The sequence below is a fragment of the Streptomyces sp. NPDC018000 genome (assembly GCF_044328025.1).
GTDB lineage: Bacteria > Actinomycetota > Actinomycetes > Streptomycetales > Streptomycetaceae > Streptomyces.
Genome location: NZ_JBIRGM010000005.1, coordinates 245,594 through 270,836, shown reverse-complemented (window position 1 = coordinate 270,836; position 25,243 = coordinate 245,594). Strand labels below are relative to the sequence as shown.

General features: G+C 69.1%; 24 protein-coding genes and 1 pseudogene. 13 read left to right on the top strand and 12 right to left on the bottom strand.

All coding sequences use genetic code 11. The annotated features are described in order from the left end of the window. The first annotated feature begins 19 nt into the window (after positions 1-19). The 4 genes from ACH4EW_RS15610 to ACH4EW_RS15595 all read left to right on the top strand — a co-directional run bounded on the left by ACH4EW_RS15610 (position 20) and on the right by ACH4EW_RS15595 (position 3,417). Positions 20-610 (top strand): hypothetical protein, encoded by a 591-nt coding sequence (locus ACH4EW_RS15610; protein WP_398256649.1) that lies wholly within the window; start codon positions 20-22, stop codon positions 608-610. Between the two features lie 54 nt (positions 611-664). Further along, a complete protein-coding gene (locus tag ACH4EW_RS15605; protein WP_398256646.1) occupies positions 665-1,195 on the top strand; it encodes a hypothetical protein in 531 nt (176 codons plus the stop codon). A gap of 256 nt (positions 1,196-1,451) precedes the next feature. Then, complete coding sequence (locus tag ACH4EW_RS15600; protein WP_398256644.1) at positions 1,452-2,198, top strand: hypothetical protein; 747 nt, start codon at positions 1,452-1,454, stop codon at positions 2,196-2,198. Positions 2,199-2,220: 22 nt separating this feature from the next. Then, a complete protein-coding gene (locus tag ACH4EW_RS15595) occupies positions 2,221-3,417 on the top strand; it encodes a lytic murein transglycosylase (RefSeq protein ID WP_398256641.1) in 1,197 nt (398 codons plus the stop codon). Positions 3,418-3,463: 46 nt separating this feature from the next. Here ACH4EW_RS15595 and ACH4EW_RS15590 read toward each other — a convergent pair whose 3' ends face one another. Further along, positions 3,464-4,531, bottom strand: a complete 1,068-nt coding sequence (locus ACH4EW_RS15590; RefSeq protein ID WP_398256639.1) for an ATP-dependent DNA ligase — start codon at positions 4,529-4,531, stop codon at positions 3,464-3,466. Positions 4,532-4,629: 98 nt separating this feature from the next. Here ACH4EW_RS15590 and ligD point away from each other — a divergent pair, with 98 nt between their 5' ends. Together ligD and ACH4EW_RS15580 are read left to right on the top strand one after the other, a co-directional pair. Next, a complete protein-coding gene (gene ligD / locus ACH4EW_RS15585; RefSeq protein WP_398256871.1) occupies positions 4,630-5,640 on the top strand; it encodes a non-homologous end-joining DNA ligase in 1,011 nt (336 codons plus the stop codon). Continuing rightward, positions 5,637-6,716 (top strand): ABC transporter permease, encoded by a 1,080-nt coding sequence (locus tag ACH4EW_RS15580; RefSeq protein WP_398256636.1) that lies wholly within the window; start codon positions 5,637-5,639, stop codon positions 6,714-6,716. Before ligD ends, ACH4EW_RS15580 begins: the two co-directional genes overlap by 4 nt. A gap of 12 nt (positions 6,717-6,728) precedes the next feature. Here ACH4EW_RS15580 and ACH4EW_RS15575 read toward each other — a convergent pair whose 3' ends face one another. Further along, complete coding sequence (locus ACH4EW_RS15575; protein WP_398256633.1) at positions 6,729-8,960, bottom strand: OmpL47-type beta-barrel domain-containing protein; 2,232 nt, start codon at positions 8,958-8,960, stop codon at positions 6,729-6,731. Then, the gene (locus tag ACH4EW_RS15570) at positions 8,957-11,449 is read right to left on the bottom strand and encodes a ThuA domain-containing protein (RefSeq protein ID WP_398256631.1); all 2,493 of its coding nucleotides are present in this window, start codon (positions 11,447-11,449) and stop codon (positions 8,957-8,959) included. The genes ACH4EW_RS15575 and ACH4EW_RS15570 overlap by 4 nt, the downstream gene beginning before the upstream one ends. 287 nt (positions 11,450-11,736) lie before the next feature. On the opposite strand from ACH4EW_RS15570, the gene ACH4EW_RS15565 reads away from it, so the two are divergent. After that, a complete protein-coding gene (locus ACH4EW_RS15565; RefSeq protein WP_398256629.1) occupies positions 11,737-12,831 on the top strand; it encodes a multicopper oxidase domain-containing protein in 1,095 nt (364 codons plus the stop codon). Positions 12,832-12,836: 5 nt separating this feature from the next. Here the strand turns inward: ACH4EW_RS15565 and ACH4EW_RS15560 are convergent, their stop codons facing one another. Further along, positions 12,837-15,050 (bottom strand): DEAD/DEAH box helicase, encoded by a 2,214-nt coding sequence (locus tag ACH4EW_RS15560; RefSeq protein WP_398256627.1) that lies wholly within the window; start codon positions 15,048-15,050, stop codon positions 12,837-12,839. 310 nt (positions 15,051-15,360) lie between these two features. Here ACH4EW_RS15560 and ACH4EW_RS15555 point away from each other — a divergent pair, with 310 nt between their 5' ends. Together ACH4EW_RS15555 and ACH4EW_RS15550 are read left to right on the top strand one after the other, a co-directional pair. Further along, positions 15,361-16,161, top strand: coding sequence for a VOC family protein (locus ACH4EW_RS15555; protein ID WP_398256624.1), 801 nt, complete (start codon positions 15,361-15,363; stop codon positions 16,159-16,161). A 73-nt stretch (positions 16,162-16,234) separates the two neighbouring features. Then, positions 16,235-16,489: a WhiB family transcriptional regulator gene (locus ACH4EW_RS15550; RefSeq protein WP_398256621.1), complete on the top strand. Its 255-nt coding sequence runs from the start codon at positions 16,235-16,237 to the stop codon at positions 16,487-16,489. A 270-nt stretch (positions 16,490-16,759) separates the two neighbouring features. On the opposite strand, the gene ACH4EW_RS15545 is transcribed toward ACH4EW_RS15550, so the two are convergent. The 3 genes from ACH4EW_RS15545 to ACH4EW_RS15535 form a co-directional block, all read right to left on the bottom strand. Continuing rightward, positions 16,760-17,734, bottom strand: a complete 975-nt coding sequence (locus tag ACH4EW_RS15545; RefSeq protein WP_398256619.1) for an acyl-ACP desaturase — start codon at positions 17,732-17,734, stop codon at positions 16,760-16,762. A 532-nt stretch (positions 17,735-18,266) separates the two neighbouring features. Next, a complete protein-coding gene (locus ACH4EW_RS15540; RefSeq protein ID WP_398256616.1) occupies positions 18,267-18,461 on the bottom strand; it encodes a hypothetical protein in 195 nt (64 codons plus the stop codon). A gap of 11 nt (positions 18,462-18,472) precedes the next feature. After that, positions 18,473-19,324: a helix-turn-helix domain-containing protein gene (locus ACH4EW_RS15535; protein ID WP_398256614.1), complete on the bottom strand. Its 852-nt coding sequence runs from the start codon at positions 19,322-19,324 to the stop codon at positions 18,473-18,475. Between the two features lie 152 nt (positions 19,325-19,476). Here ACH4EW_RS15535 and ACH4EW_RS15530 point away from each other — a divergent pair, with 152 nt between their 5' ends. After that, positions 19,477-19,950 (top strand): ATP-binding protein, encoded by a 474-nt coding sequence (locus ACH4EW_RS15530; RefSeq protein WP_398256611.1) that lies wholly within the window; start codon positions 19,477-19,479, stop codon positions 19,948-19,950. 132 nt (positions 19,951-20,082) lie between these two features. Here the strand turns inward: ACH4EW_RS15530 and ACH4EW_RS15525 are convergent, their stop codons facing one another. Next, positions 20,083-21,261, bottom strand: a complete 1,179-nt coding sequence (locus ACH4EW_RS15525; RefSeq protein WP_398256608.1) for a GDSL-type esterase/lipase family protein — start codon at positions 21,259-21,261, stop codon at positions 20,083-20,085. Positions 21,262-21,363: 102 nt separating this feature from the next. Then, positions 21,364-21,780 carry an SsgA family sporulation/cell division regulator gene (locus tag ACH4EW_RS15520; protein WP_398256606.1) on the bottom strand — a complete coding sequence of 139 codons (417 nt, stop codon included), beginning with the start codon at positions 21,778-21,780 and terminating at the stop codon, positions 21,364-21,366. A gap of 196 nt (positions 21,781-21,976) precedes the next feature. Here ACH4EW_RS15520 and ACH4EW_RS15515 point away from each other — a divergent pair, with 196 nt between their 5' ends. Continuing rightward, positions 21,977-23,077, top strand: a complete 1,101-nt coding sequence (locus ACH4EW_RS15515) for a WD40/YVTN/BNR-like repeat-containing protein (protein ID WP_398256604.1) — start codon at positions 21,977-21,979, stop codon at positions 23,075-23,077. A gap of 30 nt (positions 23,078-23,107) precedes the next feature. On the opposite strand, the gene ACH4EW_RS15510 is transcribed toward ACH4EW_RS15515, so the two are convergent. Beyond that, positions 23,108-23,407, bottom strand: a complete 300-nt coding sequence (locus tag ACH4EW_RS15510; RefSeq protein WP_398256602.1) for a YciI family protein — start codon at positions 23,405-23,407, stop codon at positions 23,108-23,110. Positions 23,408-23,467: 60 nt separating this feature from the next. Continuing rightward, the gene (locus tag ACH4EW_RS15505; RefSeq protein ID WP_398256599.1) at positions 23,468-23,608 is read right to left on the bottom strand and encodes a hypothetical protein; all 141 of its coding nucleotides are present in this window, start codon (positions 23,606-23,608) and stop codon (positions 23,468-23,470) included. A gap of 141 nt (positions 23,609-23,749) precedes the next feature. Between ACH4EW_RS15505 and ACH4EW_RS15500 the strand changes: the two genes are divergently transcribed. Together ACH4EW_RS15500 and mmpA are read left to right on the top strand one after the other, a co-directional pair. Next, a complete protein-coding gene (locus tag ACH4EW_RS15500) occupies positions 23,750-24,427 on the top strand; it encodes an endonuclease V (RefSeq protein WP_398256597.1) in 678 nt (225 codons plus the stop codon). A gap of 57 nt (positions 24,428-24,484) precedes the next feature. Further along, the gene (gene mmpA / locus ACH4EW_RS15495; RefSeq protein WP_398256594.1) at positions 24,485-24,628 is read left to right on the top strand and encodes a morphogenic membrane protein MmpA; all 144 of its coding nucleotides are present in this window, start codon (positions 24,485-24,487) and stop codon (positions 24,626-24,628) included. 211 nt (positions 24,629-24,839) lie between these two features. Here mmpA and ACH4EW_RS15490 read toward each other — a convergent pair. Then, positions 24,840-25,067: pseudogene (locus tag ACH4EW_RS15490) on the bottom strand (saccharopine dehydrogenase); the annotation flags it as partial. Between the last annotated feature and the right edge of the window lie 176 nt (positions 25,068-25,243).

Genomic DNA, 25,243 nt, shown 5'->3' with positions numbered 1-25,243 from the left:
GCGGGGAGGGACGGCAGTCGTGAGCACCGACGTGGACGTGGAGGAAGCCGAGGGCGTCGAGGAACTCGATGCGGCCGCTGACGAAGACCGGCCGGACACGCCCGAGTCGGGCCGCCGGTGGCCGCGCATCGTGGCAGCGGTGCTGGTCGTCGCACTGCTCGCGGCAGGCGGCGGACTCTTCGCCGAGGGCAGACAGCTGCGCGACACCCCCGCCACATCGAACCGCGCGCTGACCGACAGCGAGGCGACCACCCGCGTCGCGGGCGATGTCAGCAATGCGCTCGGCAAGGTCTTCTCCTACAGCCCGCAGGCAACGGGCGTGACCAAGGAGGCGGCGAAACAACTCCTGGCGGGCAAGGCGCTCCAGCAATACGCGGCTCTGTTCGGCCAGGTCGAGAAGCAGGCCGCAGACCAGAAGCTGACCCTCACCACCCATGTCGTGCGTGCCGGAGTCACCCGGCTGGCGGACGACAGCGCCCACTTGCTCGTCTTCCTCGACCAGGTCTACGAACGCGAAGGCAAGCCGGCCACCACCGCGGCGGCACAGCTCTCCGTCACGGCCCAACTGCGCGACGGTCACTGGACCGTCGTCGAGATCACCTCCAGATAGCACAGCACACACGCGCGGAAAACGGCATGGATCGGCCGGCAGGGAGAGACAGCAATGGCACGGGTACGGATGACGAGGAACCCGCTGGTGGCGGTGGCGATCGTGCTGACCGTCGCCGCGGCGGGCGCGGCCGGCTGGGGCGGACTGTCCCGGTACGACGCGGCACACGACGAATCGGCGGCGTATGCGCAGGCCCGCGACGATGCGCTGGCAGCGGGCGAACAGGCTGTGCAGAACCTGAACACGCTCGACCACCAGAAGCTGGAGAAGGGCCTCAACAGCTGGGAGGACTCCACCACCGGTGATCTGCACAAGCAACTCGTCGACGGACGGGGCGCGTTCGTGAAACAGATCCAGCAGGCGAAGACCGTCAGCACGGCGCAAGTCCTGTCCGGGGCCGTGACCGAACTCGACGACCGGGCCGGCAAGGCGGGGATCATGGTGGCGCTGCGGGTCACCGTGACGGCGCCGAAGGGCAAGCCCGCGGTGAAGGAGAGCCGGATGCTCGGGCAGCTCACCCGTACTTCCGACGGGTGGAAGCTCAGCGCCCTCGGCCAGGCACCCGTCGGCAACACGGCCGGCTAACGACCTCGCTCACGATTGGCAGCGGCGTCGCAGCGCCTGGGACCTCCGCCTCCCGCGTTGTCGTCAGTCGCGATGGCTCCGCCATCACTCCCTCCTCCGCCTTGGATTCGAAGGCCCCAGACACCGCTCCTTCTCCCACTGCCAATCGTGAGCGAGGTCGTAAGAGCCTGCCGGGCGATCTCTGATCGGGCGGACGAAGGTCACCCGACAAGCTCTGACATCACCGACTCCCCCGCCACCCGAGAGGACCCCGCACATGTCGACGACCCGTCACCTCGTCAACCGCCGGCGCCGGCTGGACACCGTCGCCGCGGAACGCGCCACCACCCCGCCGCGCAGGCCCGTGCCTCCGGGCTCATCACATGACGAGCCCGGAGGGACCCCGGCCGCGGAAGACACCACTGTCGATGAGGCGGTCACCGACGGCACCGATACGGGGGAGTCAGAGGAGCCGGAGAAGGCGGAATCGCGACGCGAGCGGCCACCTCGCCTCCGTATCCGGCTGCCCGCCGTCCTCTGCGCCCTCACCGTGTTCTTCGGCGCCTTCGCCGCCTGGGCGTTCAGCTCGGCCGGCAGTCTGCGCGACGAACCGGCCCGGCAGAACACCGCCCTCACCGACATCAGCCGCACCAGCGAGGTGAAGGGGCAGATCTCCGAGGCCGTCGGTGCGGTGTTCTCGTACAACTACGCCTCGCCCGGCAAGTCCCGTCGTGCGGTGCAGAGTTACCTGGTCGGAAAGGCCGTTCAACAGCACGAGGACATGCTCGCCCAGGTACGCGCCCAGGGGCAGAAGCAGAAGCTCGTGCTGACCACGACCGTCACGGACAGCGGCGTGGAACTCCTCGACGGCGACCGGGCTCGGCTGCTGATCTTCGCAGATCAGAGCAACACCCGTACCGGCAAGTCCGACGAGACGGCCTACGCGGCGGCCATGTTCGCCGTGGACGCAGTCCGCCGCGGCGGCACCTGGCGGATCTCCGCCGTCGATACGTTCACCCAGTGACCCGCGGAGAAGGGGAGCACGCATGAAATTCAACGGCACCATGCGCCGCGGAATCGGCGGCACGGCAGCCGCGGTCGCCGCGATGGCCGCGCTCACCGCGTCCCAGGCACCCGGACTCGTCCGCCATGAACAGACCGCGACGCAGCGCCAGGAATCCGACGAGGTCACGTGGTCGCATGTGCCCAACGACGACTCGTACCACACCGAACTGCCACCGCCGCATGTGCCGGAGCCGCCGAAGACCGGTGTGAAGCAGAGCCCGGCCGTCGCCCGGTCGTGGTCCGAGGCGGGCATCCCGGCCACGGTGCTCGCCGCCTACCGCAAGGCGGAGAGCGCGCTCGGCCGCACCGACCCCGGATGCCGTCTGCCGTGGCAATTACTCGCGGCGATCGGCAAGGTCGAGTCCGGCCAGGCCGGAGGAGGACGGGTCGACGCCGATGGCACCACGCTCACCCCGATCCTCGGGCCGGTGCTCAACGGCGCCGGGTTCGCGAACATCCCGGACACCGACGGCGGTGCGTACGACGGGGACAGGACGTACGACCGGGCGGTCGGCCCGATGCAGTTCATACCCTCCACCTGGGCCCACTGGGGCAAGGACGGAAACGGCGACGGCCGGCGCGATCCGAGCAATGTCTACGACGCCGCCCTGGCCGCCGGGTACTACCTCTGTGCCGGACCGCGCGATCTGTCGGAGAAGGCCGATCTGGACCGGGCGATCCTCAGCTACAACCACTCGGACACCTATCTGCGCACCGTGCTGTCCTGGCTTGAGTTCTACCGCAAGGGCATCCACCCGGTGGCCGACGGCAAGGGTCCCCTACCGAAGAGTCCCGGTGCGGGCGGACCGAACAAGCCGGCGCACCCGGTGGGCGGCCCCGGCGCCCCGGGCGGCGGCATCGTCGTGGGCCCGCAGCCCGGCGGTTCGCCCCGCCCCTCGTCATCGGCGGCCCCGAAGCCCTCAGGGTCGCCGACCCGTTCCCCGGAGCCCCCCGGTCCGAGCGGCTCCCCCGATCCGACCGGCAGCGGACCGGCCACCCCCGACCCCGGTACGAGCCCCGACCCCGACCCCAGCAGCTCGACACCCGACCCGGGGACGAACCCCGGCTGCCCGACGGACTCCGCGTCCCCCGAGCCGACCGACTCGGCCGGGACGACCGAGTCCCCGTCGCCCGAACCGACCACGAGCGAGGACCCGTGCGCCACGCCGCCGGGCTGAGAGCCTGTCGGATGACCTCTGACCGGTCGAAGGCCACCCGACAGGCTCAGAGACCACCGCCTGACAGCACCTCGGCCAGGTCGTACCGCACCACCTCTTCCAGCTGCGCGTAGGTGCAGCTGTCCGGGGTGCGGTCCGGCCGCCACCGGCGGAACCGGGCCGTGTGCCGGAAGCGGTCGCCCTCCATGTGGTCGTACGCCACCTCGCAGACCCGCTCCGGACGCAGCGCCACCCACGACTGGTCCTTCTTCCCGGACCAGCGGCTCTGCGTCCCGGGCAGCCGGGCGTGCTCGTGCGCCTCGGCGTCCGCCCAGGCCGCCCACGGGTGGCCGGTGAATTCGATGCGCAGCGGCTCCAGTTCCGCGACCAGCTCCTCGCGCCGCTTCATCGAGAAGGCCGCACAGACTCCGACGTGCTGCAGCACGCCCTCGGTGTCGTACAGGCCGAGCAGCAGCGAGCCGACGACCGGGCCGCTTCTGTGGAAGCGGTACCCCGCCACCACACAGTCGGCGGTCCGTTCGTGCTTGATCTTGTACATCACCCGGGTGTCGGGCCGGTACGGCAGATCGAGCGGTTTGGCGACCACACCGTCGAGTCCCGCGCCCTCGTACCGTTCGAACCACTCCTGGGCGACTGCCGGGTCCGTGGTCGCCGGTGCGAGATGGACGGGGGCCGACGCACCGGACAGGGCCGCCTCCAGTACGGCGCGCCGGCCGGACTGCCGGGTGGAGAGCAGCGAATCGTCGCCCACCGCCAGGATGTCGAAGGCGACCAGACTGGCCGGGGTCTGCTCGGCGAGCAGCCGCACCCGGGAATCGGCGGGGTGGATGCGCTCGCTGAGCCGGTCGAAGTCCAGCCGTCCGCCGTACGCGATCACGATCTCGCCGTCGATCACACAGCGCGGCGGCAGATTGTCCCGGACGGCGGTGACCAGCTCGGGGAAGTAGCGGGTGAGCGGCTTTCCGGTGCGACTGCCGATCACCACCTCGTCGCCGTCGCGGTGCACGATCGCGCGGAAGCCGTCCCACTTGGCCTCGTACTGCATACCGGGCGGGATCTTCGCGACGGACTTGGCGAGCATCGGCTTCACAGGCGGCATCACCGGCAGATCCATGGCCCCGATTCTTGCCCACGGGTGACCATAAGTCTCCCGATATGCGGCATATGTGAGCCCGGCCTACCGTGACCGTCATGGGCGCAGCGGGAAGAGCGGTGGAGCTGGAAGCCGGCGGACGGGCCGTACGGCTGTCCAGTCCGGACAAGGTCTACTTCCCGGAGAAGGGCTATACGAAAAGGGACGTGGCCGAGTACTTCCTGGCTGTGGGCCCGGGCATCACTCGCGCCCTGCGCAACCGGCCGACCACCCTCCAGCGCTTCGTGGACGGCGTCGAGGGCGAGTTCTTCTACCAGAAAAGGGCCCCGAAGAACCTCCCCGACTGGATCCCCACCGCCCGGGTCGCGTTCCCCAGCGGCCGCCCGGCCGACGAGATCTGCCCCACCGAAATCGCCGCCGTCATCTGGGCGGCCAACCTCGGCACGCTCACCTTCCATCCCTGGCCGGTACGGAACACCGACACCGACCATCCGGACGAGCTGCGCATCGACCTCGACCCACAGCCCGGAACGGACTACGCCGACGCGGTGAGGGCCGCCCATGAGCTGCGGTCCGTCCTCGACAACCACGGTCTGCGCGGCTGGCCCAAGACCTCCGGCGGCCGGGGCATTCATGTCCTCGTCCCCATCGAGCCGCACTGGACCTTCACCGAGGTCCGGCGAGCCGCCATCGCCACCGGGCGCGAACTGGAGCGGCGGATGCCGGACCGGGTGACCACCGCCTGGTGGAAGGAGGAGCGCGGCCAGCGGATCTTCGTCGACTTCAACCAGACCGCCCGCGACCGCACCATCGCCTCCGCCTACTCCGTGCGCCCCTTTCCGCTCGCCCCGGTCTCCGCCCCGCTCCGCTGGGAGGAGATCGACGACGCCGAACCGGGCGACTTCGACATCAGGACCATGCCCAAGCGCTACGCGGAGGCCGGCGACGTACACGCGGACATGGACGAGCACGTCTTCCGGCTCGACGGGCTGCTGGAGCTGGCGGACCGGGACGAGCGGGAACGTGGACTCGGCGACCTGCCTTACCCGCCGGAGCACCCGAAGATGCCGGGCGAGCCGAAACGGGTCCAGCCGAGCAGGGCCCGGCACGGAGGGGACGGCGATGCATGAGCGCACCCGGCCTGGAGCCCGTCACCCCGCGCGGGGAACACGCCCGGCCCCCGGCCCGCGGTGACCGATGGGCGGCGTTCAAGGCGTCCCCGTATCTGCCCGCCGTCGTTCTCCTGTTCATCATCGCGGCCTCGGCCGGTCTCTTTGCGGGCTCCTACACGTACGCGATGGCCAACCCGACCCCGCGCAACATCCCGGCCGCCGTGGTCGGCCGGCTCGACACCCTGCGCGACAAGGCCTTCCTCGACCGGCTGGAGGGCGCGCTCGACACCTCGCTGGTGCTGCACGGGTACGCCACCGAAGCCGAAGCCCGTGTCGCGCTGGAGGAGCAGAAGGTCTTCGCCGTCCTGCGGTCCGAGAACGGCGGAGTCGGCCTGGAGGTCGCGAGCGCGTCCGGAGCCTCGGTCGCCCAGTTGCTCGCCGAGTCCACGCTGAAGGTGGGGGAAGCGGTCCATGTGCCGGTGGAGGTCACGGACGTGAAGCCCCTGCAGCGAGGCGACCCGCGCGGTCTCGCTCTCTTCTACATCTCGCTCGCCGCGGTGATCGTCGGGTTCATGGGCGCGATCCAGCTGAGTGTGCACGCCGAGGCCCTGGAGCCCCTGGAGCGGGTCGGGTTCACCGTCGCCTACGCACTGCTCGGCGGGTTCGCCATCGCCGCCGTGGTGGACTGGCTGCTCGGCTCCGTCGACCTGCCTTTCGTCCAGTCGTGGTTGATCCTCGCTTCCACCATGTTCACCACGGGCATGGTCTTCACCATGTTCAACGTCCTGATCGGGCGCTGGGCGGTGATCCCCACCTGGGGACTGATGGTGATGCTCGGCAACCCGTCCTCCGGTGGTGCGGTGTCCTGGCCGCTGCTGCCGTCGGTGCTCGGCTTCATCGGCCGCTGGCTTCCCCCGGGCGCCTCGGTCAACGCCCAGCACGCCGCCGTCTACTACCAGGGGCACCAGCCGGTCTTCCCGTACCTGGTGCTGGCCGGATGGGCGCTGGTCTCCTGCACGGTGTTCTGGATACGGCGCCACCGGCACCCGGGAGGCCGCGACCCCATGCCTCAGCATGCGGCCACGGCCACCTGAGGCCGGCCCGGGCTACAGCTCCTTGATTCGGATGTCGCGGTACGAGACCACGTCCGTGGTGCCGTGGACCTGGAGACCGATGTAACCGGAGGCGTACCGCCGGCCGTCGGTGCCCGGATCGTCACCGCGCGGCGGCTCGAAGACCTGGCCGCCGTTGTTGTCGAACTCGTTGAGCAGGACACCGTTGCGGTAGACCGAGTAGTGCTGGTCCACCACCCGGATCTCGTAGTCGTTCCAGGTGCCCTTGGGCGTGACCCCGGCACCGGCCAGTCCGATCCGGTCGAAGCCGTAGACCGAGCCGGTCTTGTACATGTCGCCGTCCGGACGGTCGAGGATCTGCACCTCATGGCCGTACTTGATGGCGACCCACTCCGGACGCGGCTCCTCCGGGTTGTTGTGGACGTTCGGGAAGCGGACGAACACACCGCTGTTGGCATTGCCCGTGCCGGGAGCGTCGTCGCGCCACTGGAGCTTCAGCGAGAAGTCGCCGTACTGCCGGCCGGGGAACCAGAGCATGCCCATGCCGCCCACCGCGGTGGAGCTGGTGATCGTGCCGTCGGCATTGAGCCCGAACTTGCCGCCACCGACCTGCTGCCACCTGGCGAACGACTCAGCCGTGCCGTCGAAGAGCTTCTTGTAGCCCTCGTCCTGGCCCGGCATGCCGATCCCCGACTGCTTTGCCGCCCGGTAGATCTTCCTGTGCTCGCGGGCGTCGATCACACCGGCGGCGAGCAGCTTGTCGAGGACGCTGTCGACGTGCTTGAGAAACAGCGCGTGCGACGACCAGTCCTTCTCGTCCTCGATCAGCTCATTGATGGTGCAGCGGTTGCCGGTGACGCGGTTGGGCACTCCGGTGTCGACCGTGCCGACGATGACGGTGAGCCGCTCGTCGAACTCCGGGCAGTTCGGCGCCGGTACGCCCCCGCTCTCCGCGACGGTGAACGACACCTGCTTCGCGACGGAGGTGTTGCCGGCCTTGTCCGTCGCCCGGTGAGCGACCGTGTGGTGGCCGACGCGGTCGACGACGACGGTGCCGGTGTACGCGAGGTACGGGCCGCCGTCGAGCGAGTACTCGACCTTGTCCACGCCGGATTCGGTGTCGGTCGCGGTGACGGTCACCTTGGCGCTGGTGATGTAGGCGTTGTCGGAGTTCTTGTCGCCTTCGACCTTGGCCGAGGTCTCCGGCGGCGTCTTGTCCTGTGCCGGCGGTGCGACGACGGTGAACTCGACCGACCGCTCCGCTGCCGCGTTGCCGGCCCTGTCGGTGGCCCGGTAGCGGACCCGGTGCGTGCCGGTCTCGTGCACCATCACGGGGGCGGTGTACGGCTGCCAGGCGCCGTCCGCCCCGATCGCGTACTCGATGGTGTTGACACCGGACCCGGTGTCGGAGGCAGTCACGGTGATCGTCGCCATTCCCAGGTACTGCCCCTGGCCGTCCTTCTCACCGGACACGGTCGCCGAGGTCTCCGGCGGCGTCCTGTCGTCCGTCGGCGGTGCGGCGACCGCGAACTCGACGGACTTCTCCGCTGAGGTGTTGCCCGCCTTGTCGGTGGCGCGGTACCGGATGGTGTGTGCACCGACCTCGTTCACCACGACCGGTGTGGTGTACGGCTGCCAGGCGCCGTCCGCCCCGACCGCGTACTCGACGGTGCCGACACCGGAGCCGTCGTCGGTCGCCGAGACGGTGACCGTCGCCTGACCGATGTATGCGCCGTCGGCGTTCTTGTCACCGTCGACCTTCGCCGAGGTCTCGGGTGCCGTGGTGTCCGTACCACCGCCGTCCGTCACGGTGAGAATGCCCTGCATTGCCTCGTGCCCCGGCATGGTGCAGTGGTAGAAGTACCGGCCGGGGGACAGCGTGACCTCGGCGGTGTGCCTGCCGCCCCGGTCGTCGGCAGGGTTGGCCAGGATGTTCAGTGTGACGTCGTTGTTGAACTCCGGGTCCGAGACGCTGAAGGTGAGGGTGTGCGGCATCCCCGTGGTGTTGCCGGTCGCCGCGCTGTTCTCGAAGACGATGGTCGCCCTGCCGGCCACCGCGGTCTTCGGAGCGGACAGATAGTGGTCGATGGGGTCGCCCGCCGTCCAGGTGAGGACCTGGTCGGCCGCCGCAGCGGCGGGAGCCGCCGTACGGCCGTACGCCGCCGTCGAGGTCAGCCCCAGCACCATCAGGAACGAACCCAGCAGGGCGAGCCACAAGCGGGCGGGCCGGTACCGCCGTCGCGAGAAGACCGAATGGTGTCTCACTGCACTGCCGCCTTCCTGGCCAGATCCTCGGCGGCCGGGGTCGGACCGCCCCCCTTGTACGTCACACGCCACAGCGCGGACTTGGAGTCGGAGGTGAAGAAGCCGCGCCCGTAGTCAAGGACGTACAGCGAACCGTCCGGGGCGAACCTCCAGTCCATCAGGTTGCGGATGCCGTCGGCCCCGACCGGGATGATCTTCTTCAGGGACTCGGCGTGTGTGGGCAGACCGCCCTTGCCGGCCGTCTTCGGGTCGGTGAGCACGGCGTGCCGCGGCTGGGTGCCGTCGTAGAAGTCACCGACGAACCATTTGCCGTCCCAGTAGGAGGGCCACTTGTCGGCGCTGGTGCTCGCCGCGTCGTACCGGTAGACCGGTCCGTTCATCGTGGCCTGGCCGCCGCCCTTGAGCCACGGCAGGAGCTGCTTCTGCTCCTGCGCCTTGTAGCTCGGGATGCCGTTCGCGTCGCGCGGGTAGTCCACGCCACCGCCCTGCGGGGAGTACCAGATGGTGTTGGACGTGATCGGCGGCAGATTCACCAAGCCGTCGTTGTTCGGCGAATCGTTCTTGGGACGGTCGCAGTCGTACCAGCCGAGTGGCTTGCTCGGGTCCGGCAGATTGCGGTCCCGGTACGGCTGCTTGTTGCCCATGCAGTACGGCCAGCCGTGGTTGCCCGCCTTGGTGATCGCGGCGAACGTGTCGTACTTGGCCGGACCCCAAGTGGTGCTCGGCGAGCCCGCGTCGGGGCCGACCCAGCCCGCGTACAGCGTGTCGGTGGTCTTGTCGACGGAGATCCGGGCCGGGTTGCGCACCCCCATCACATAGATCTCGCCGCGGGTCTTGCCGCCGCCTTCATCGGGCTCCTTGCCGGTGAAGAGATTGCCCTCGGGGAGTGTGTAGGTGCCGTCGTCCTCGGGGTGGATCCGCAGGATCTTCCCGTTGAGGTTGTTCGTATTGCCCGCGGTGCGCCGGGCGTCGGCGAACGAGACGCCCTTGTAGCTCGGCTGCGGGTTGTTTCCCGAGTAACCTTCGCTGAAACCTGAGGAGTTGTTGTCACCCGTCGCGATGTACAGGTTGCCCTTCGAGTCCCAGGCCATTCCGCCACCCGCGTGGCAGCAGCTGTGGATCTGGACCGGCCAGTGCAGCAGCACCTTCTCGGAGGACAGATTCAGCCTGTTGGTGGCCAGGTCGAGGGTGAAGCGGGAGACCTGACGTACTGCCATCTGTCTGTCACGGTCGATCTTCGAGTGGGGCGTGTAGTGCAGATACACCCAGCCGTTCTTCTCGAAGTCCGGGTCCAGCTCGATCCCGAGCAGTCCCTCCTCGACCTTGACCAACTCGTCGCCGCCGCCCTTGTTGCCGAAGATCGTCAGCTCGCCGGCGAGGGTGACCTTCTTGGTCTTCGGGTCGTAGACATGGATCTGTCCCAGACCCTTGCCGATGTCCGGGCTGTTCCAGTCGGTGACGACCGGCTTGCTGCCGTCGGCGCCACCGCGTCCGATGTACAGCACCCGCCCGTCCGGGGCGGCGACCAGGCCGTGCGGCTCGCCGATCTGGTCGTTCAGGCCCGGCTGATTGGGCTGAGTGACGCGCTCCGCCTTGTAGTTGGAGGTGATCGTCGCCTTGCAATCGGCCTGCGAGATCCGTGTCGTCCAGTCGAGCGCACCGCGCAGATGGTCGCGGAAGTCGGTCTCCGCGAAGCTGTCGACCGTACCGCCCATCGCCGTGTAGAAGGACCTGCCGCCGTCGTAGTCGCGGCACCAGGAGACCGGGTGGTCCCAGCCGTTGGCGCTCGCGCCCGGCCTGTACGTGATCTCCCGGACGCGCGCCACGGTGTGCACATCACCGGAAGGATTCTTCGTCCAGTTCAGCCACTTGTCCGGGCGCTTCCACTCCAGCGGCAGGTTCCTGGTCGCCGGATGTTTCCGGTCCCCGATTTCAACTGTCGCACGCTGTACGTTGGTTGGGCTGTCGGCTGCCGGACGGGCCCCGACCAGACCGGTGAACCAGTCGGAGTACGGCTCGGTGCGCGCCGCGTTGTGGATGCCGAGGAATCCGCCGCCCGCCTCCATGTAGGCCTCGAGACCGGCCTCCTGCTCCGGGTCGAGCACATCGCCGCCACCGGTCAGGAAGACGACGGCGTTGTACCTGCCGAGCTGTTTGCCGTTGGTGAAGACGGCCGGGTCGTCGGTGGCGACGGTCCTGAACCGACCGGCCTCCGGCCCGCTGAGACCGATCCTCTCGATCGCCGCGATCCCGGCGTCGACGGTCGGGGACTCCTCGGTCGCGGAGGCATGGAACACCAGAACCTTGACGTTGGTGCCGCCCGGCGGCGACGGAAGGGACAACGTTGTCGCAATGCTGCGCGCCGGTTCCGGATAGGGCCTGGCACTGGCGGCGTTGCCGCCGAGCAGGGAAGCGGTCAGTGCGCCGGCTGCCAGGGCCGCCGCAAGTCCGCGTCGCGATCTGGACCTGTGATGTGGTGTGCGCTGCATGTGGTCACCCACCCCTCTTTGGTCACTGCAACAGCGGATGAAGCTAGACCTCTTCTCGTGGATCGCCAATAGGTATGGCAGCAATGGCACGAACTTTGTCCTGGGTGTGGATAAACGGAGATCTCCCGGCTACGGTGTGGGCCGTCCGGGGGCGCCTGTGCCCCGCCGGCCTCGGCAACCTCTGAAGCCGCCGCAACCCCCGTAACCTCCGTAATCTGCGCGGTCTGCGCGATCTGGGCAAGTTCGCAAAAATTCGGCAAATTCCTTAGTGCAGTGGGGAGTTCGACATGGACAGAAGGAGCTTCAACCGACGGATTCTGGTAGGCGGTGGGGTGGCGGCCGCGACCGGCGCGACATCGTTGTCACTCGGTACGATCGAGGCCGGCTCGACAGAGCCCCCGCCCAGGACCGCCCCGGCAGGAGGCGCCGTCCGCCATCTCAAGCTGTATGCGGAGAAGCTGGCCGACGGTCAGATGGGATACGGCCTGGAGAAGGGCAAGGCGTCGATCCCGGGACCGCTCATCGAGATCAACGAGGGCGACACGCTGCACATCGAGTTCGAGAACACCATGGATGTGCCGGCCAGCCTTCATGCGCACGGCGTCGACTACGACATCGCCAGCGACGGCACCCGGATGAACAAGAGCATCGTCGAACCGGGCGGCACCCGTACCTACACCTGGCGTACCCACGTGGCGGGCCGACGCAAGGACGGCACTTGGCAGCCGGGCAGCGCGGGCTACTGGCACTACCACGACCATGTCGTCGGTACGGATCACGGCACCGGCGGCATCCGCAAGGGCCTGTACGGTCCGCTGATCGTCCGACGCAAGGGCGATGTCCTGCCGGACAAGACGATCACGATCGTCTTCAACGACATGACGATCAACAACAAGGCGGACCACAAGAGCCCCAACTTCGAGGCCACGGTGGGGGACCGGCTCGAAGTAGTCATGATCACGCACGGCGAGTACTACCACACGTTCCACATCCACGGTCATCGCTGGGCGGACAACCGTACCGGCCTGCTCACCGGCCCCGACGACCCGAGCCGTGTCATCGACACAAAGATCGTCGGCCCGGCGGACTCCTTCGGCTTCCAGGTCATCGCGGGCGAACGCGTGGGCGCCGGCGCCTGGATGTACCACTGCCATGTGCAGAGCCATTCCGACATGGGCATGGCCGGACTGCTGCTGGTCGCCAAGGCGGACGGCACTGTGCCGGGCTACGACCCGCACGGCGTGACGGCCCACGACACGGCCGCGCCGGGCAAGACCGCTCCGGGCGTCGCGGCTCCCGGCAAGACCGATTCGGGCGAAACCGCTCCCGGCAGGACGGCGAAGGAGTCGGCTGCCCACGACCCGGCGGTGCACGGGTCCTGACGCAGTCAGGTCTCCGACACCGCTCCGGCTGCTCCGGCCGCTCCGGTGGCGAGGCGCAGCTGTTCCTCCTCGACGATGCGTCGGGCCAGAGCCCCGTCCGACACATCCACGGCGTCCGGCGTCGTCTCGGCGACATCGCTGCGCCGTGCGTACAGGTCGAACAGCCGCTCCTTGCGGGCCAGGATGTCCAGCATCCGCTCGTCGACGCTGTCGGCCGCGAGGAGCCGGTGCACCTGGACGGTCCGTATCTGACCCATCCGATGGGCGCGGGCCACGGCCTGGTGCTCCATCGTCGGCTTGATCTGCGGTTCGCAGATGATGACGACGGAGGCGGCCTGCATGTTCAGTCCGACACCGCCCGCCTGGATCTGGCTCAGCAGAACGGCATGGCCCTCGACGGCACCGAACTCGTCGATCATCTCCTGGCGCCGGGCAGCCGGGAGACTACCCGAGAGCGGCCCGAACACCCCCGCTCCCAGGGCTTGTCCGACCGTGAGGAGCACTTCGCGGAAGTACGAGAACACGACGACCTTGAGGCCGTTGTCCGCAGCCTCTGCGACAAGCTCGCGCAGCCGGTTCAGTTTCGCGGACGTGGCGGGCCGGGCGTAGGCGGCGCGGCGCATCCGCATGAACTGCCCGGCGCCCACCGCCTCGCGGTAGGCATCGAGATCGTCCTCGCTGAACTCCTCCCATTCGTCGACCTGCACCAGCGCCGGGAGTTCGGTCAGCACATCCTCCTGATTGCGCCGCAGATAGGCCGGGGCGACGGCCCTGCGGAACGCGTGCGAACCGGCGGCTCCATGGGTGGTGTGGATCGAGGGCGCCAGTTCGGGCTGGAGATGGCGGACGAGGCTGCGGAACTCCTCGACCCGGTTCTCCATCGGCGTACCGGTCAGGAACAGGACTCGCTCGGTACGTTGCGTCCAGCCGGACACCGCCCGGGAGCGGCGGGTCTCGGGGTTCTTGACGTAGTGTGCCTCGTCGACGACCAGCATGCCGGGCCTCATGCCGCAGTCCCGGGCGGCCGGCAGGGTGTGCAGGGCATCGAACGTGGTGAGGGCGACCCCGCCGCTCTCACGCCACTCGGTGAAGGCCCCCTGTCGTTCGGGGCCGTGCACCGGCAGCGCGCGCAGGGTGGAGCGGGAACGGACCTCGCGCGCCCAGCTGATGAGCACGCTCGCCGGGCAGACCACCAGAAAGTGTGTCTCGCCCCGCGCCGAGAGGTGCGCGAGCGCGGCAATGGCCTGGACGGTCTTACCGAGACCCATCTCGTCGCCGAGGATCACCCGTTTCTGCGCCAGCGCGAACCGGGCACCGAACGACTGGTAGCCGCGCAGGGAGACGCGCAGATGGGCGTCGTCCAGCCGCAGACCGCGCACCCGGTCGGCGATCTTGGACGGGAGGAACCCCTCGGCCGCGTCCCGGTCCGGGCCGGTGCCCGACATCTCGGCGAGCAGGCTGTAGTACTCGGCGGACCGCAGCTCGAAATCGACCCACGCCGCGACGTCCGACTCCGCGTCCCGCAGCAGATCGACCGACACCTGTCCGAACAGCAGAAGAAGCCCGCGCGCGGCCGCTTCGGCGACGGCGGCCCGTACCGAGGTCACGGCTTCCAGCGCCTGGGCGCGGGCCCGGCGCCGGGTGAACAGCATGCGCATCCGCCCCCGCGCGGGTCCCGCCGTGGCCAACAAGGGATCGAGGTGTCCGACGAGCCGGCCCGCCGCATCCACGGCCCGGCGGACGTCGGGACCGGCCTCGACCAGCCGGTGCAAGGCGGTGACCAGTGCGGTCGTGGAGTCGTCCGGGGTGTCCACGTCTATCCGGACCGCGACGGTGTCCCGTACCGCGTGGGCGATCTGCCCGGCCGCGGCCAGCGCCTGGTCGGCGGTCTGCGCACCGACCCCGGGGATCTGGCGGAGCTCGTAACGGTTTGCTTCATGGACCTGGCCGACGGTCGTGAAGCCGGCCTGCTCGATCGCGCCGAGCCGCAGTCTGCCCTCGGTGACGTCCTTGAGCCTGGTGACCGGGATGGCCGACAGTTCGCGACGGACGAGGGAATCGAGCAGCGGAGTCAGCGTCGTGTGCACGGCATCGACGGCGCGGGCGTGATCGGCCAGCAGCGCGCGTGCCGTGTCCAGCAGCTGCTCGGCCTGCGCCATCAGCTCCCGGGCGGCCCTTCCCGTGGGCGCCCCGGCCTCCGTCGGTCCGGCCTCTGTCATGTACGTTCCTCTGTCCGCGCAGCCCGGCTGCCGTCCTGCCCGGTACCTGCCCCGAGCGATTCATATCGTGCCACGCGGCGCCGACAGTGCCTTCGGCTCAGAACGATCGGTTCGCATTCCCGGCGCCGCCGGAGCGAAGGGCACCTACGCGGCATGATTCTTCCTCGCGGTCACAGGGGAGACCGGGCATGGAATGGGCCCGCCCGGTGCCTCGGCCGCGGGCTGCGGTTGTCCGTGCCCGGTGCAAGACTCGGAACGTCAGGAAGGACCCCTGCCACCGCAAGAACGGGTTTCATCGAAGGAGCTCGCCATGCTCACCACCCGTTTTGTCAACGGAGCGCCCAACTGGATCGATCTGGGCACGCCCGACCTCGACGGGGCCATCGCGTTCTACACCGGTCTCTTCGGCTGGGAGTATCTGGCCGGAGGCCCGGAGACCGGCGGCTACGGCATGTTCATGCTGGACGGGAAGACGGTCGGGGGCGTGATGGTGGTCACCGAGGAGCAGGCGAAGCCGTCCTGGTCGGTGTACTTCCGGTCGTCGGACGCCGACGCCACGGCGAAGGCGGTCGAGCAGGCCGGCGGCAGTGTGCCGTTCGCCCCGACGGATGTCCTGGACTTCGGCAGGATGGCCGGCTTCAAGGACCGGGCGGGCGCGTTCTTCGGTATCTGGGAGCCGAGGGAGAATCCGGGCCTCGGTGCCGTGAGTGTCGCGGGCTCGCTGTGCTGGGCCGAGCTGTACACCCCGGACGTCCCGGCGGCCGCCGCGTTCTACGGCACCGTGTTCGGATGGGAGACCGCGCAGACACCGTTCCCGGGAGGCGGGGGGTCCTATACGGTGATCCGGACCAAGGGCGGCGGCGAGGACGCGAGCTTCGGTGGTCTGGTGCCCCTCAACGCCGTTGCGACACAAGCGGTCGCCGGACCGCACTGGCTGCCCTACTTCGAGGTCGACGACTGCGACGCCGCCGTCGCGGACGTGGAGCGGCTGGGCGGCAAACTGACGCTGGAGCCGATGGAGATGGAGGGCGTGGGCAAGTTTGCCGACGTCGCCGATCCTGACGGGGCGGAATTCGCCCTGATCAAGACCGCGCAGGCACCGGAAGGCTGACCGGAAGCCATCGGCGCGCCGTATTGATGCGGCGTTGATCAGTCGTTTATCGCGACCGGGCACTGTGGGCTCCATGCTGATCAACACCGCGGCCGACCCCGCGCTCGCCTGGCAGGAGACAGCGCTGTGCGCGCAGGCGGGGCCCGAGTTCTTCTTTCCTGCCCCCGGCAGCTCCACGCGTGAGGCCAAGCAGCTCTGCAACGCCTGCGAGGGGCGCGAGGCCTGCCTGGAGTACGCCCTCGCCAACGACGAGCGGTTCGGCGTATGGGGCGGCCTCTCCGAGAAGGAGCGGGACCGGCTGCGCAGAACCAATCGCAAACTGGCCTGAACTCGTCCTGCCCGCACAACAATCCGGCCTGCCCGGGCAACGGCGGCACCCGCACATGCAGGCCGGAGTTCCCGCGGCTGGACGGGCCGTGTCGGGCTGGGGCGATGCGAGAGGCGTCGAGCACTACGCGCAGTACCTGCACGGAACGATGTGAGCCCGGCGCCCGGCCCGCGGACTGACCGGCCCTGATCCGCCGGACCGGCCCTGGGCCGCCGGACAGGGGTGCGGAGCAGTGGCCCGGCCGGCGGCCGACGACCGTCGTGCGGGCAGTCAGGCCACGGCGCGCGCTGCCATCCGTGCCTTCCGGGCCGCCAGCTTCTCGTCGAACTTCGACGCCTCGCCGTCCAGGCCGCCCATGAACATGCCCAGCTCCTCCTGCGCCTTCAGGCCGTCGGGGCTCAGGCCGCCGATGTCGAGGACCTTCAGATAGCGCAGCACGGGCTGGATCACGTCGTCGTGGTGGATGCGCATGTTGTAGATCTCGCCGATCGCCATCTGCGCGGCGGCCCGCTCGAAGCCCGGCATGCCGTGACCGGGCATCCGGAAGTTGACGACGACATCGCGCACGGCCTGCATCGTCAGGTCCGGGGCGAGCTCGAAGGCCGCACCGAGGAGGTTGCGGTAGAAGACCATGTGCAGGTTCTCGTCGGTCGCGATCCGCGCCAGCATGCGGTCGCAGACGGGGTCGCCCGACTGGCGGCCGGTGTTGCGGTGCGAGACACGGGTGGCCAGCTCCTGGAAGGCGACGTACGCCACGGAGTGCAGCATCGAGTGGCGGTTGTCGGACTCGAAGCCCTCCGCCATGTGCGCCATCCGGAACCGCTCCAGCTTGTCCGGGTCGACGGCGCGCGAGGTGAGCAGGTAGTCGCGCATCACGATGCCGTGCCGGCCCTCCTCCGCGGTCCAGCGGTGCACCCAGGTCCCCCAGGCGCCGTCACGGCCGAAGAGTGAGGCGATCTCGTGGTGGTAGCTGGGGAGGTTGTCCTCGGTCAGCAGATTCACGACCAGCGCGACCTTGCCGATGTCGGTGACCTTGGACTGATCGGCCTGCCATGCCTCACCGTCCTCGAAGACGCCGGGGAAGTTCCGTCCGTCGGAGAACGGCACGTACTCGTGGGGCATCCAGTCCTTGGCGACCTTGAGATGGCGGTTGAGCTCCTTCTCCACCACCTCTTCCAAGGCGTACAGCAGCTGGGCGTCGGTCCACGCCTTCGGGCTGCCGAGGTGGGGAGCGGTGATCGTCACGGGGACTCCTGGAGACGGGAGAATTACCTACGGATACGTAGGTTACGAGACCGTAGGTTAAAGCGGCACCAAGGCCATCGCCAAGCCCGGCCCCTCAATGTCCGATTACGTAACGTTATGTGTGCAGGTCGTGGGGGGCGTGGCGGCCGACAGTCCGCTCGGCCGTCAGCCGTTCCAAACTCCGTCATATCCACTAATACGGCGCTGTGTCGGTCTTTGATGGGGTCGAAGGCGATTGACGACTTGCCCGCCCCGGACACTCCGGTGAAGCCGGTGATCCGCCCTTTCGGGGCAGTGAAGGAGACCTCACGCAGATTGTTCGCGCGCGCCCGGGTGATGACGATGCTCCGGTCCGTGTTCCGATCCATGCGGTCGAAGTCGACCGCGATACCGGACAGCTTCTGTCTGCATTCTTCGGACGGTCTGGATCTTTTCCGGGGCCGGGCCGGCCCCCGCGGGCGAATCGCTCAGAGCTGTCGGCGTACTCGGAGCGGACGCGTACGGGGGCACGGTGCACGGTTGGGCCGGACTGTCAGAGCAGATGGTCTGCCGCGCCGGACTTCACCGCGGAGATCAGCGCTCGCAGCGCCTCCATGGAGTCGCTGACGTAGGCGGCGGTGTCCGTGGTGGAGCCGATGTACGCCCTGCCCTGGTCATCCAGTCCGAATCGGAAGCAGTTGGCGCCCTCGCTGCAGAAGGCGTCGTCCCAGCGGATGTCGACGGTCATGGTCTTTCTCCTCAGAGGTCCTGGGCTATGGATCGGATGAAGTCGCGCGATTCCTCGACCGGCATCGCGAGCGTGCGAAGATGCCCCAACAGGCCACGGTAGCGGCGCAGTTGCATGTCGGAGTCCAGCAATATCGAACCGTGCGAGGAATCGAGCTGAACGGTGTCGAGCTGAGGTGCCGCAGCGCCCGCATAGGTGAACGACTGTCCGGCGCCCGGGAAACCGCCGGCGGCGAACGGGATCACCCGGACCGTGATCCGGTCCCGCTCGGACTGGTCGACGATGTGCTCCAGCTGCGCCCTGGCCACCTTGGGGCCGCCGAACTGCATGCGCAGGGCCGCCTCGTGGATCACCGACTCGTACAGCGGTGGCCGGTCCCGGTTCAACACCTCCTGGCGGCGCAGTCGCAGGCAGAGCCGGGCCACCAGATCGGGCCCCGGCAGCTGCGGATCGGCGGTCTCGAAAACCGCCCGCGCATGCTCCTGGGTCTGCAGCAGCCCGGGGATGTGCGTGGTGGTCGCGGTGATCAACTCCAATGCGTGATTCTCCAGTTCGGCGATGTCGAGCAGTCCCGGCAGCAGCAGTCCGCGATACTCCTCCCACCAACCCCCGGCCCGCTCCTGGGCCATCTCGGCCAGCAGATCGACCAGGTCGGTGTCCGGGCAGCCGTAGTTACAGGCCAGGGTGCGGACCCGCTCGGCGCTGATGCCGAACCGGCCCGATTCGATGTTCGGGATGCGGGTGCGGTCGACGCCCAGCAGCGCAGCGGCCTGCTGCGCCGTCATTCCCGACTGCTTGCGCAGCTTGCGCAGTTCGTGTCCGAGGCGTTGCTGTCTGGCGGTCGGGGCGCTTCTGGGCGGCACGGCAAATGTCCTTCCGAGGGCGGAGGTTGAATGAAATGACCGGAACCGCACAAGTAGTAGCACTGTGCTCCAGCGTGCGCTACGGTCGGTAGTGCAAGTCTCACACGGGGCGACCGCGCCTTTGTGTGATCGTTAATATGATTACCGGAAATGTGAGCATCTTGATAAAGGGCGCACTGCGTTGTCTCCCGGCTCTCGCACCAGCCGGACCCCACCCGCCGGTGGTGGACAACCTCAGCTACTCGTTCGCACTGCCCGGTGGCGCCTTCTGCGCCGGCCTCGCACGCGGCGCCGTCGGTGAACTCATCACCCGGCACGGCCTCGCAGAACTCCGTGAAACTGCCGTACTCGCCGCCTCCGAACTGGTCGCGGCTGCCTACCGGTTCACCCCGGACCGGGAAATGCTGCTGCGGGTCCACTGGCAGTTCGATGCGCTGCGCATCACCCTCTACGATCAGCACCCGTCCCATGGCTCGGCCGAGAAGTCCGAGCAATGCCGCGAACGCCGCAGCGAGAGCATGTGGCTGCTGGCAGCCGCGGTCGATTCGAGCGGCGGGGACTGGGGGCTGGCCCCCGCGCTGACCCCGTCCGGCGGCTGCAAGGCCTGGGCCTTACTTCACCCGTGACCCCAGCGTGTCCGGTACGCCAGGATCCATGAGGTGAGATGGGGGGCCCGGATCTTCGGGTGAACAACTGGTTCGACAGCGATCGGCAGCACGGCGATGTGGCGACCGCGGTCTGCGTCAACGTGATCCTGGTCAGCTTGTCCTGGCGGCGAAGGGGCCGTCACCGCCGAACGCGAGCCGCGCGAAGTTCTCGGCGATGCGGCGGTGTCCTGCGGGATCAGGGTGGACCTCGTCGGGCAGCGGGAGTTCGGCATAGTCCGTCTCGCCGTAAAGGCCACGGCCGTCGAGGTAGTGCAGGTTCGGGTCGTCAGCCGCCCGCTGTTCGACGATCCGGGCGAGTTCGTCGCGGATGACATTGAGCGTCAGGCGCCCGGCAGCGCGTTCGGCCGGATCGCCCGTGGCCTTGAACCGCAAGGTTCCGCCGTCGAATTCGGGCGCGAGGGGGCCGGGGGTGTCCTCCTGGACCGGGCACAGAATGGGGGACACGACCAGCAGCGGCGTCGTCGGATGCCCCTCGCGGATGGTGTCGAGGAAGCCGTGGACCGCAGGGGCTAAGGCGCGCAGGCGCATTGCGTCGGTGTTGACGACATTGATGCCGATCTTGAGGCTGATCAGGTCCGCCGGGGTGTCCCGCATCGCACGGGCAGTGAACGGGTCGAGCAGCGCGCTGCCGCCGAACCCCAGGTTGATCAGCTCCACTTCGCCCTGGGCGGCAGCCAGGGCGGGCCAGATGGCGGTCGGGTGGGCGGCGTTCGAGCCGTGGCTGATGGAACTGCCGTGGTGCAGCCACACCCTGCGCCCGCTGTCCGGCCCGGGCTCGATGGGGGCGTCGGTGCGCAGGGCGATCAGCTCGGTGGTCTCCGTATGCGGGAGCCAGATCTCGACATCCTTGTCACGCGCCGGCAGATCGGTGAACCGAGCGGTGCCGGCAGGCCCCTGCGACAGCTCGGAGCACTGGGTGACCATGTCGGTAATCGTGCGGACGTTTCCGCCGGCCACCGTGGCCTGGGCCGCGAGACGGCCGTCGACCAGCAGGTCGTACAGGCCGTCGGCCGGGGCCGGGAAACCTCGGTAGACCCGCTTGGTCGGCAACGTGTCCAGTCCGATGGTGGTGGCCCGGGTGCGGAAGACCAACCGCACGCCGGAGGGCTGCGCCTCGGCCACGGCCAGTTGGTTGTCAGGGATCTGCTGGCGAGCCCGGGCCGGCAGCCGATGCGGCAACAGACCGTGCGCGGTCGCTTCCACGTCCAGGTGACCGCGCAGCATATCCGCGGTGACAGGTGTGGTGATCGTGTAATGCCTGGTGTTCATTGCCTCAGCCTCAGTATCGGAAATGTTCAGCGGTGCGTGGCGGAGCGGACCGCCTCCGGCGGTGCGGGGGACTGCTGCCGCGCCGTTCCGCCGGATGCGCGGTCAGCAGGCCCCGCCGAGCAGATCGGTCAGGCTTCGGTCGAGATCCAGAAACCGGTGCTCGTCGCCGGCAGGCACCAGTTCCTGCGCCCGCTCGAGAAAGCGGCGCAGCTCCGCAGTGCGGACGTGCACCATCGCGATTCCCTCGGTGGCATGAAACTCCAGGACCGTGCGGTCGTATCCGAACGGCCTGATGCGCACGTCACCGACGCCTGCGGCTTGGTCCATTCCCGCCATGAGCAGCTCACGGGAGAACTCCCAGGACACATCGGTGCCCTCCAGAGTCGCCGTCGCAGGGAACGCCATGCGTACCGCGAACGGGTCCCTCCGGTCGTACTGCAGGGTGGCGGGAAGGGTTTCCATCCGCGGCGCGGATGCGACCATGCGGGCCTGCACGGATTGCTCGATAACGGTGGACAAGACCTGCTCCCTTTCTCGGCCAGATGAACGGTTCCCGGCAGTGATGGAGACGCCGGAACTCCCTCATCCGTGCACCCGAAGGTGACGTGAGTTGAATCACCGCACGTCGTCACCGCACGTCGTCGCGCCGATCGCGTGCCCACTTCCGACCGGTGCCCCTGGACGGAGCACAGCTCGTGGGCTAGCTTCCAGCGCCATGAGGGCCAAGGGGAAGACGAGACGACTGATGTCATGGGGGCTCTGTGCGGCGGCGCTGACCGCAACACTGGCCACACCGGCAGCCGCGGCAACACAGGGGGAGCCGCACCGGCCCGGCGAACGGCCGGCCTGGACGCTCACCGAGACAGGGACCGACGCCCGTTTCCGCGGCCTCGCCGCAGTCAGCCGTCGCACCGCCTGGGTTGCGGGCTCGAAGGGCACGGTGCTGCGCACCTTGGACGGCGGCCGTCACTGGCGCGATGTGTCACCGCCCGGTGCGGCTCAGGAGGCGCTGGAGTTCCGTGACATCGAGGCATTCGACGCCCGGCGCGCGGTGGCACTGGCCATCGGGGAGGGCGAGGCCTCCAGGGTGTTCCGTACGGACGACGGGGGAGCGACCTGGACGGAGTCGTTCCGTAACACCGATGCCCGCGCCTTCTACGACTGCCTCACCTTCTTCGACAGCCGGCACGGACTTGCGATGAGCGATCCCGTCGACGGGAAGTACCGCATCCTGTCGACCGCTGACGGCGGCCGGAGCTGGCGGGTGCTGCCCAGTGCGGGCATGCCGGATGCCCAGGCCGGTGAGGCGGGGTTCGCCGCCAGCGGTCAGTGCCTGGTCGCATCGGGCCCGAAGGACGTCTGGCTGGCGACCGGGGGCGCCGCCACCGCACGGGTGCTGCACTCCGCCGACCGCGGGATGACCTGGAGCGCCACCGAATCCACGATCCCGGCCGGCGACCCGGCACGCGGCGTCTTCGGCCTGGCCTTCCGCGACCGCCACCACGGCATCGCGGTCGGCGGTGACTACCGGGCCGGCCGGCCGTCGCCGAACGCCGCGGCGGTGACGGGCGACGCCGGCCGCAGCTGGCAGCAGTCCGCCGCCCCGCCGGCCGCCTACCGCTCGGGCGTCGCCTGGCTCCCGCACAGCAGGTCGGGTGCGCTGGCGGTCGGCCCGACCGGCACGGACCTCACCGTGGACGGCGGCCGCACCTGGCGCACGGTCGACACCGGGTCGTACGACACGGTCGACTGCACACCGGACGGCGGCTGCTGGGCCGCGGGCGAGAGCGGACGAGTGGCGCGCACGGGATACTGAAGGGTGGCGGTACCCGGGTGGCGGATGCCGCTACCCGGGCAACTGCTGCCGGTACGGGGCGAGTTCGTCCGAGGTCTTCGTCGCGATGAACTCCGTGATCCGGTACGCGCACACGCCCTGTGCGACGAACGGATCCTCCGCCGTGATCTTCTCGATCTGCGCCCGGTCGTCCCCGACGGCCAGGATCACCCCGCCGTCGCGCGGGTTCTTGCGGCCCGACGCGATGAATACCCCGGCCTCATATTGCGTGTCCAGCCAGGCGACATGGTCCTGCAGAGTTGCGTCGATGCGCTCGACGGGTGCGGTGTAGGTCAACTCGAGTACGAACATGATCTCCAGCCTATGGGACGAGGGCGTGCCGACCCTGGGCCATGTCTGCGAAGTCCTGCCTCACCCGCCGCCGAACCGGCCGCCGTGCCCGTTGCTCAAGGCAGCCACCGTCTTGCCGGTCGGTCTTAGACCGACCGGCAAATGGGGGGCGGCGTCGCGGGGCTGGGTGCGCACATCTGCCGCGTTGTCGTCAATCACCATGGCTCCTTCCCCAAGCTCTCGGCTGCGCTCGAGCAGGGGAGACCCCATCTGCCTCAATCCTCCGCCTCGCAGCTGCACGCACCCAGCCCCGCTTCTTCTCCCACCCCCCATTTGCCGGTCGGTCTTAAACTCGACGGCACTATGACAACGCTCCCGATGCCCGCCGACGAGGCCGAAGCCCGAGCCGTTCAGGACGCTCTGCGATCCCGGGTGGTGCTCGACGAACCCGGCCCGCCGCCCGGCACCGGCCGGGTCACGGGGGTGGACGTCGCCTACGACGACGAGCGCGATGTCGTCGTGGCCGCAGCGGTCGTACTCGACGAGGCGACGCTCGACGTGGTCGCCGAGGCCACCGCCGTCGGCAGGGTCACCTTCCCGTACATCCCCGGACTCCTCGCCTTCCGGGAGATCCCGACCGTGCTGGCCGCGCTGGAATCCCTGCCGGCCGACCCCGGACTCGTGATCTGTGACGGATACGGCCTGGCGCACCCGCGCCGCTTCGGACTCGCCAGTCACCTCGGGGTACTCACCGGACTTCCGGTGATCGGCGTCGCCAAGAATCCGTTCACCTTCTCGTACGAGCAACCGGGCCCCTGCCGGGGCGACTGGTCGCCACTGCTCGACGGCGATGAGGAGGTGGGCCGGGCGCTGCGCACCCAGGACGGCGTCAAGCCGGTCTTCGTCTCCGTCGGCCACCGGACCGGCCTGGACAACGCCTGCGCCCACACCCTGCTGCTGGCCCGCGACTTCCGTCAGCCGGAGACCACCCGCAGGGCCGACGCGCTCTGCCGTCAGGCCTTGCGGGAAGCGACCGCCTGAGTATCTGAGTATGTGTGCGGATAACGCCCGCTGATCACGACGGGCAGACTGGTACGCATGACCGAACATCGAACGTCCGCGCGACCAGGAACCGTCTATCTCGCCCAGCGCCGGGTCGCGGTGGGGATGACTCTCGGCATTCTCGCGGGAGCGGTCTGGGCCGTCTCGATGATCTGCACGCTGGTGGCCTGGGCGCTCTGAAGGGGCGCGGTGGACGGGGCCTTCGGCTCCGGGACTGCCGCTAACGCCGAGACCTTCCAGGCAGCAAGGGCGCCGGCGTCACCGCCCTGGGCCTTCACCGCCGCCGTGACGCGAACCCAGATCAGCAGAAGTAGGACAGGTGTCCGGCCACCCGGCCCGGGGCGGCCGGACATCGGCATGCCGACCCCGCCGCGCCCGGGTGCCGGTCCGCTCAGTGAGCCGGCGCGACCCTGAAACGCAGCCCGGCTGCACGCAGCCGCTCCAGCAGTGAGTCACCCATCGCGACGGCCGTGGTGAACTGCCCCGATGTCGACGGACGCTCGTCCGGAGTGAGACAGAGCGCGGACCGGGCGAGCAACTTCGCCGTTTCGCCGTAGCCCGGGTCGCCGCCCGGCACCTCGGCGAGGAGCCGGTCCCCGACACCTTCGCCGACGTAGCGCGAGTGCCCCCCGCAGGGGCCGGTGTCGATGTAGCAGGCAGATGTTGGCGGAGGGGATTCGTGGCGGTGTGCAGGCGGGCGGCGCTCGTGGGGGAGGATCCAGGAGAAAGAACTAAGCGCTTGCTCGGCCGAAAGGGTTGTGCGGAGCGTGGAGCATTCTTAGCATCATCGCTGTT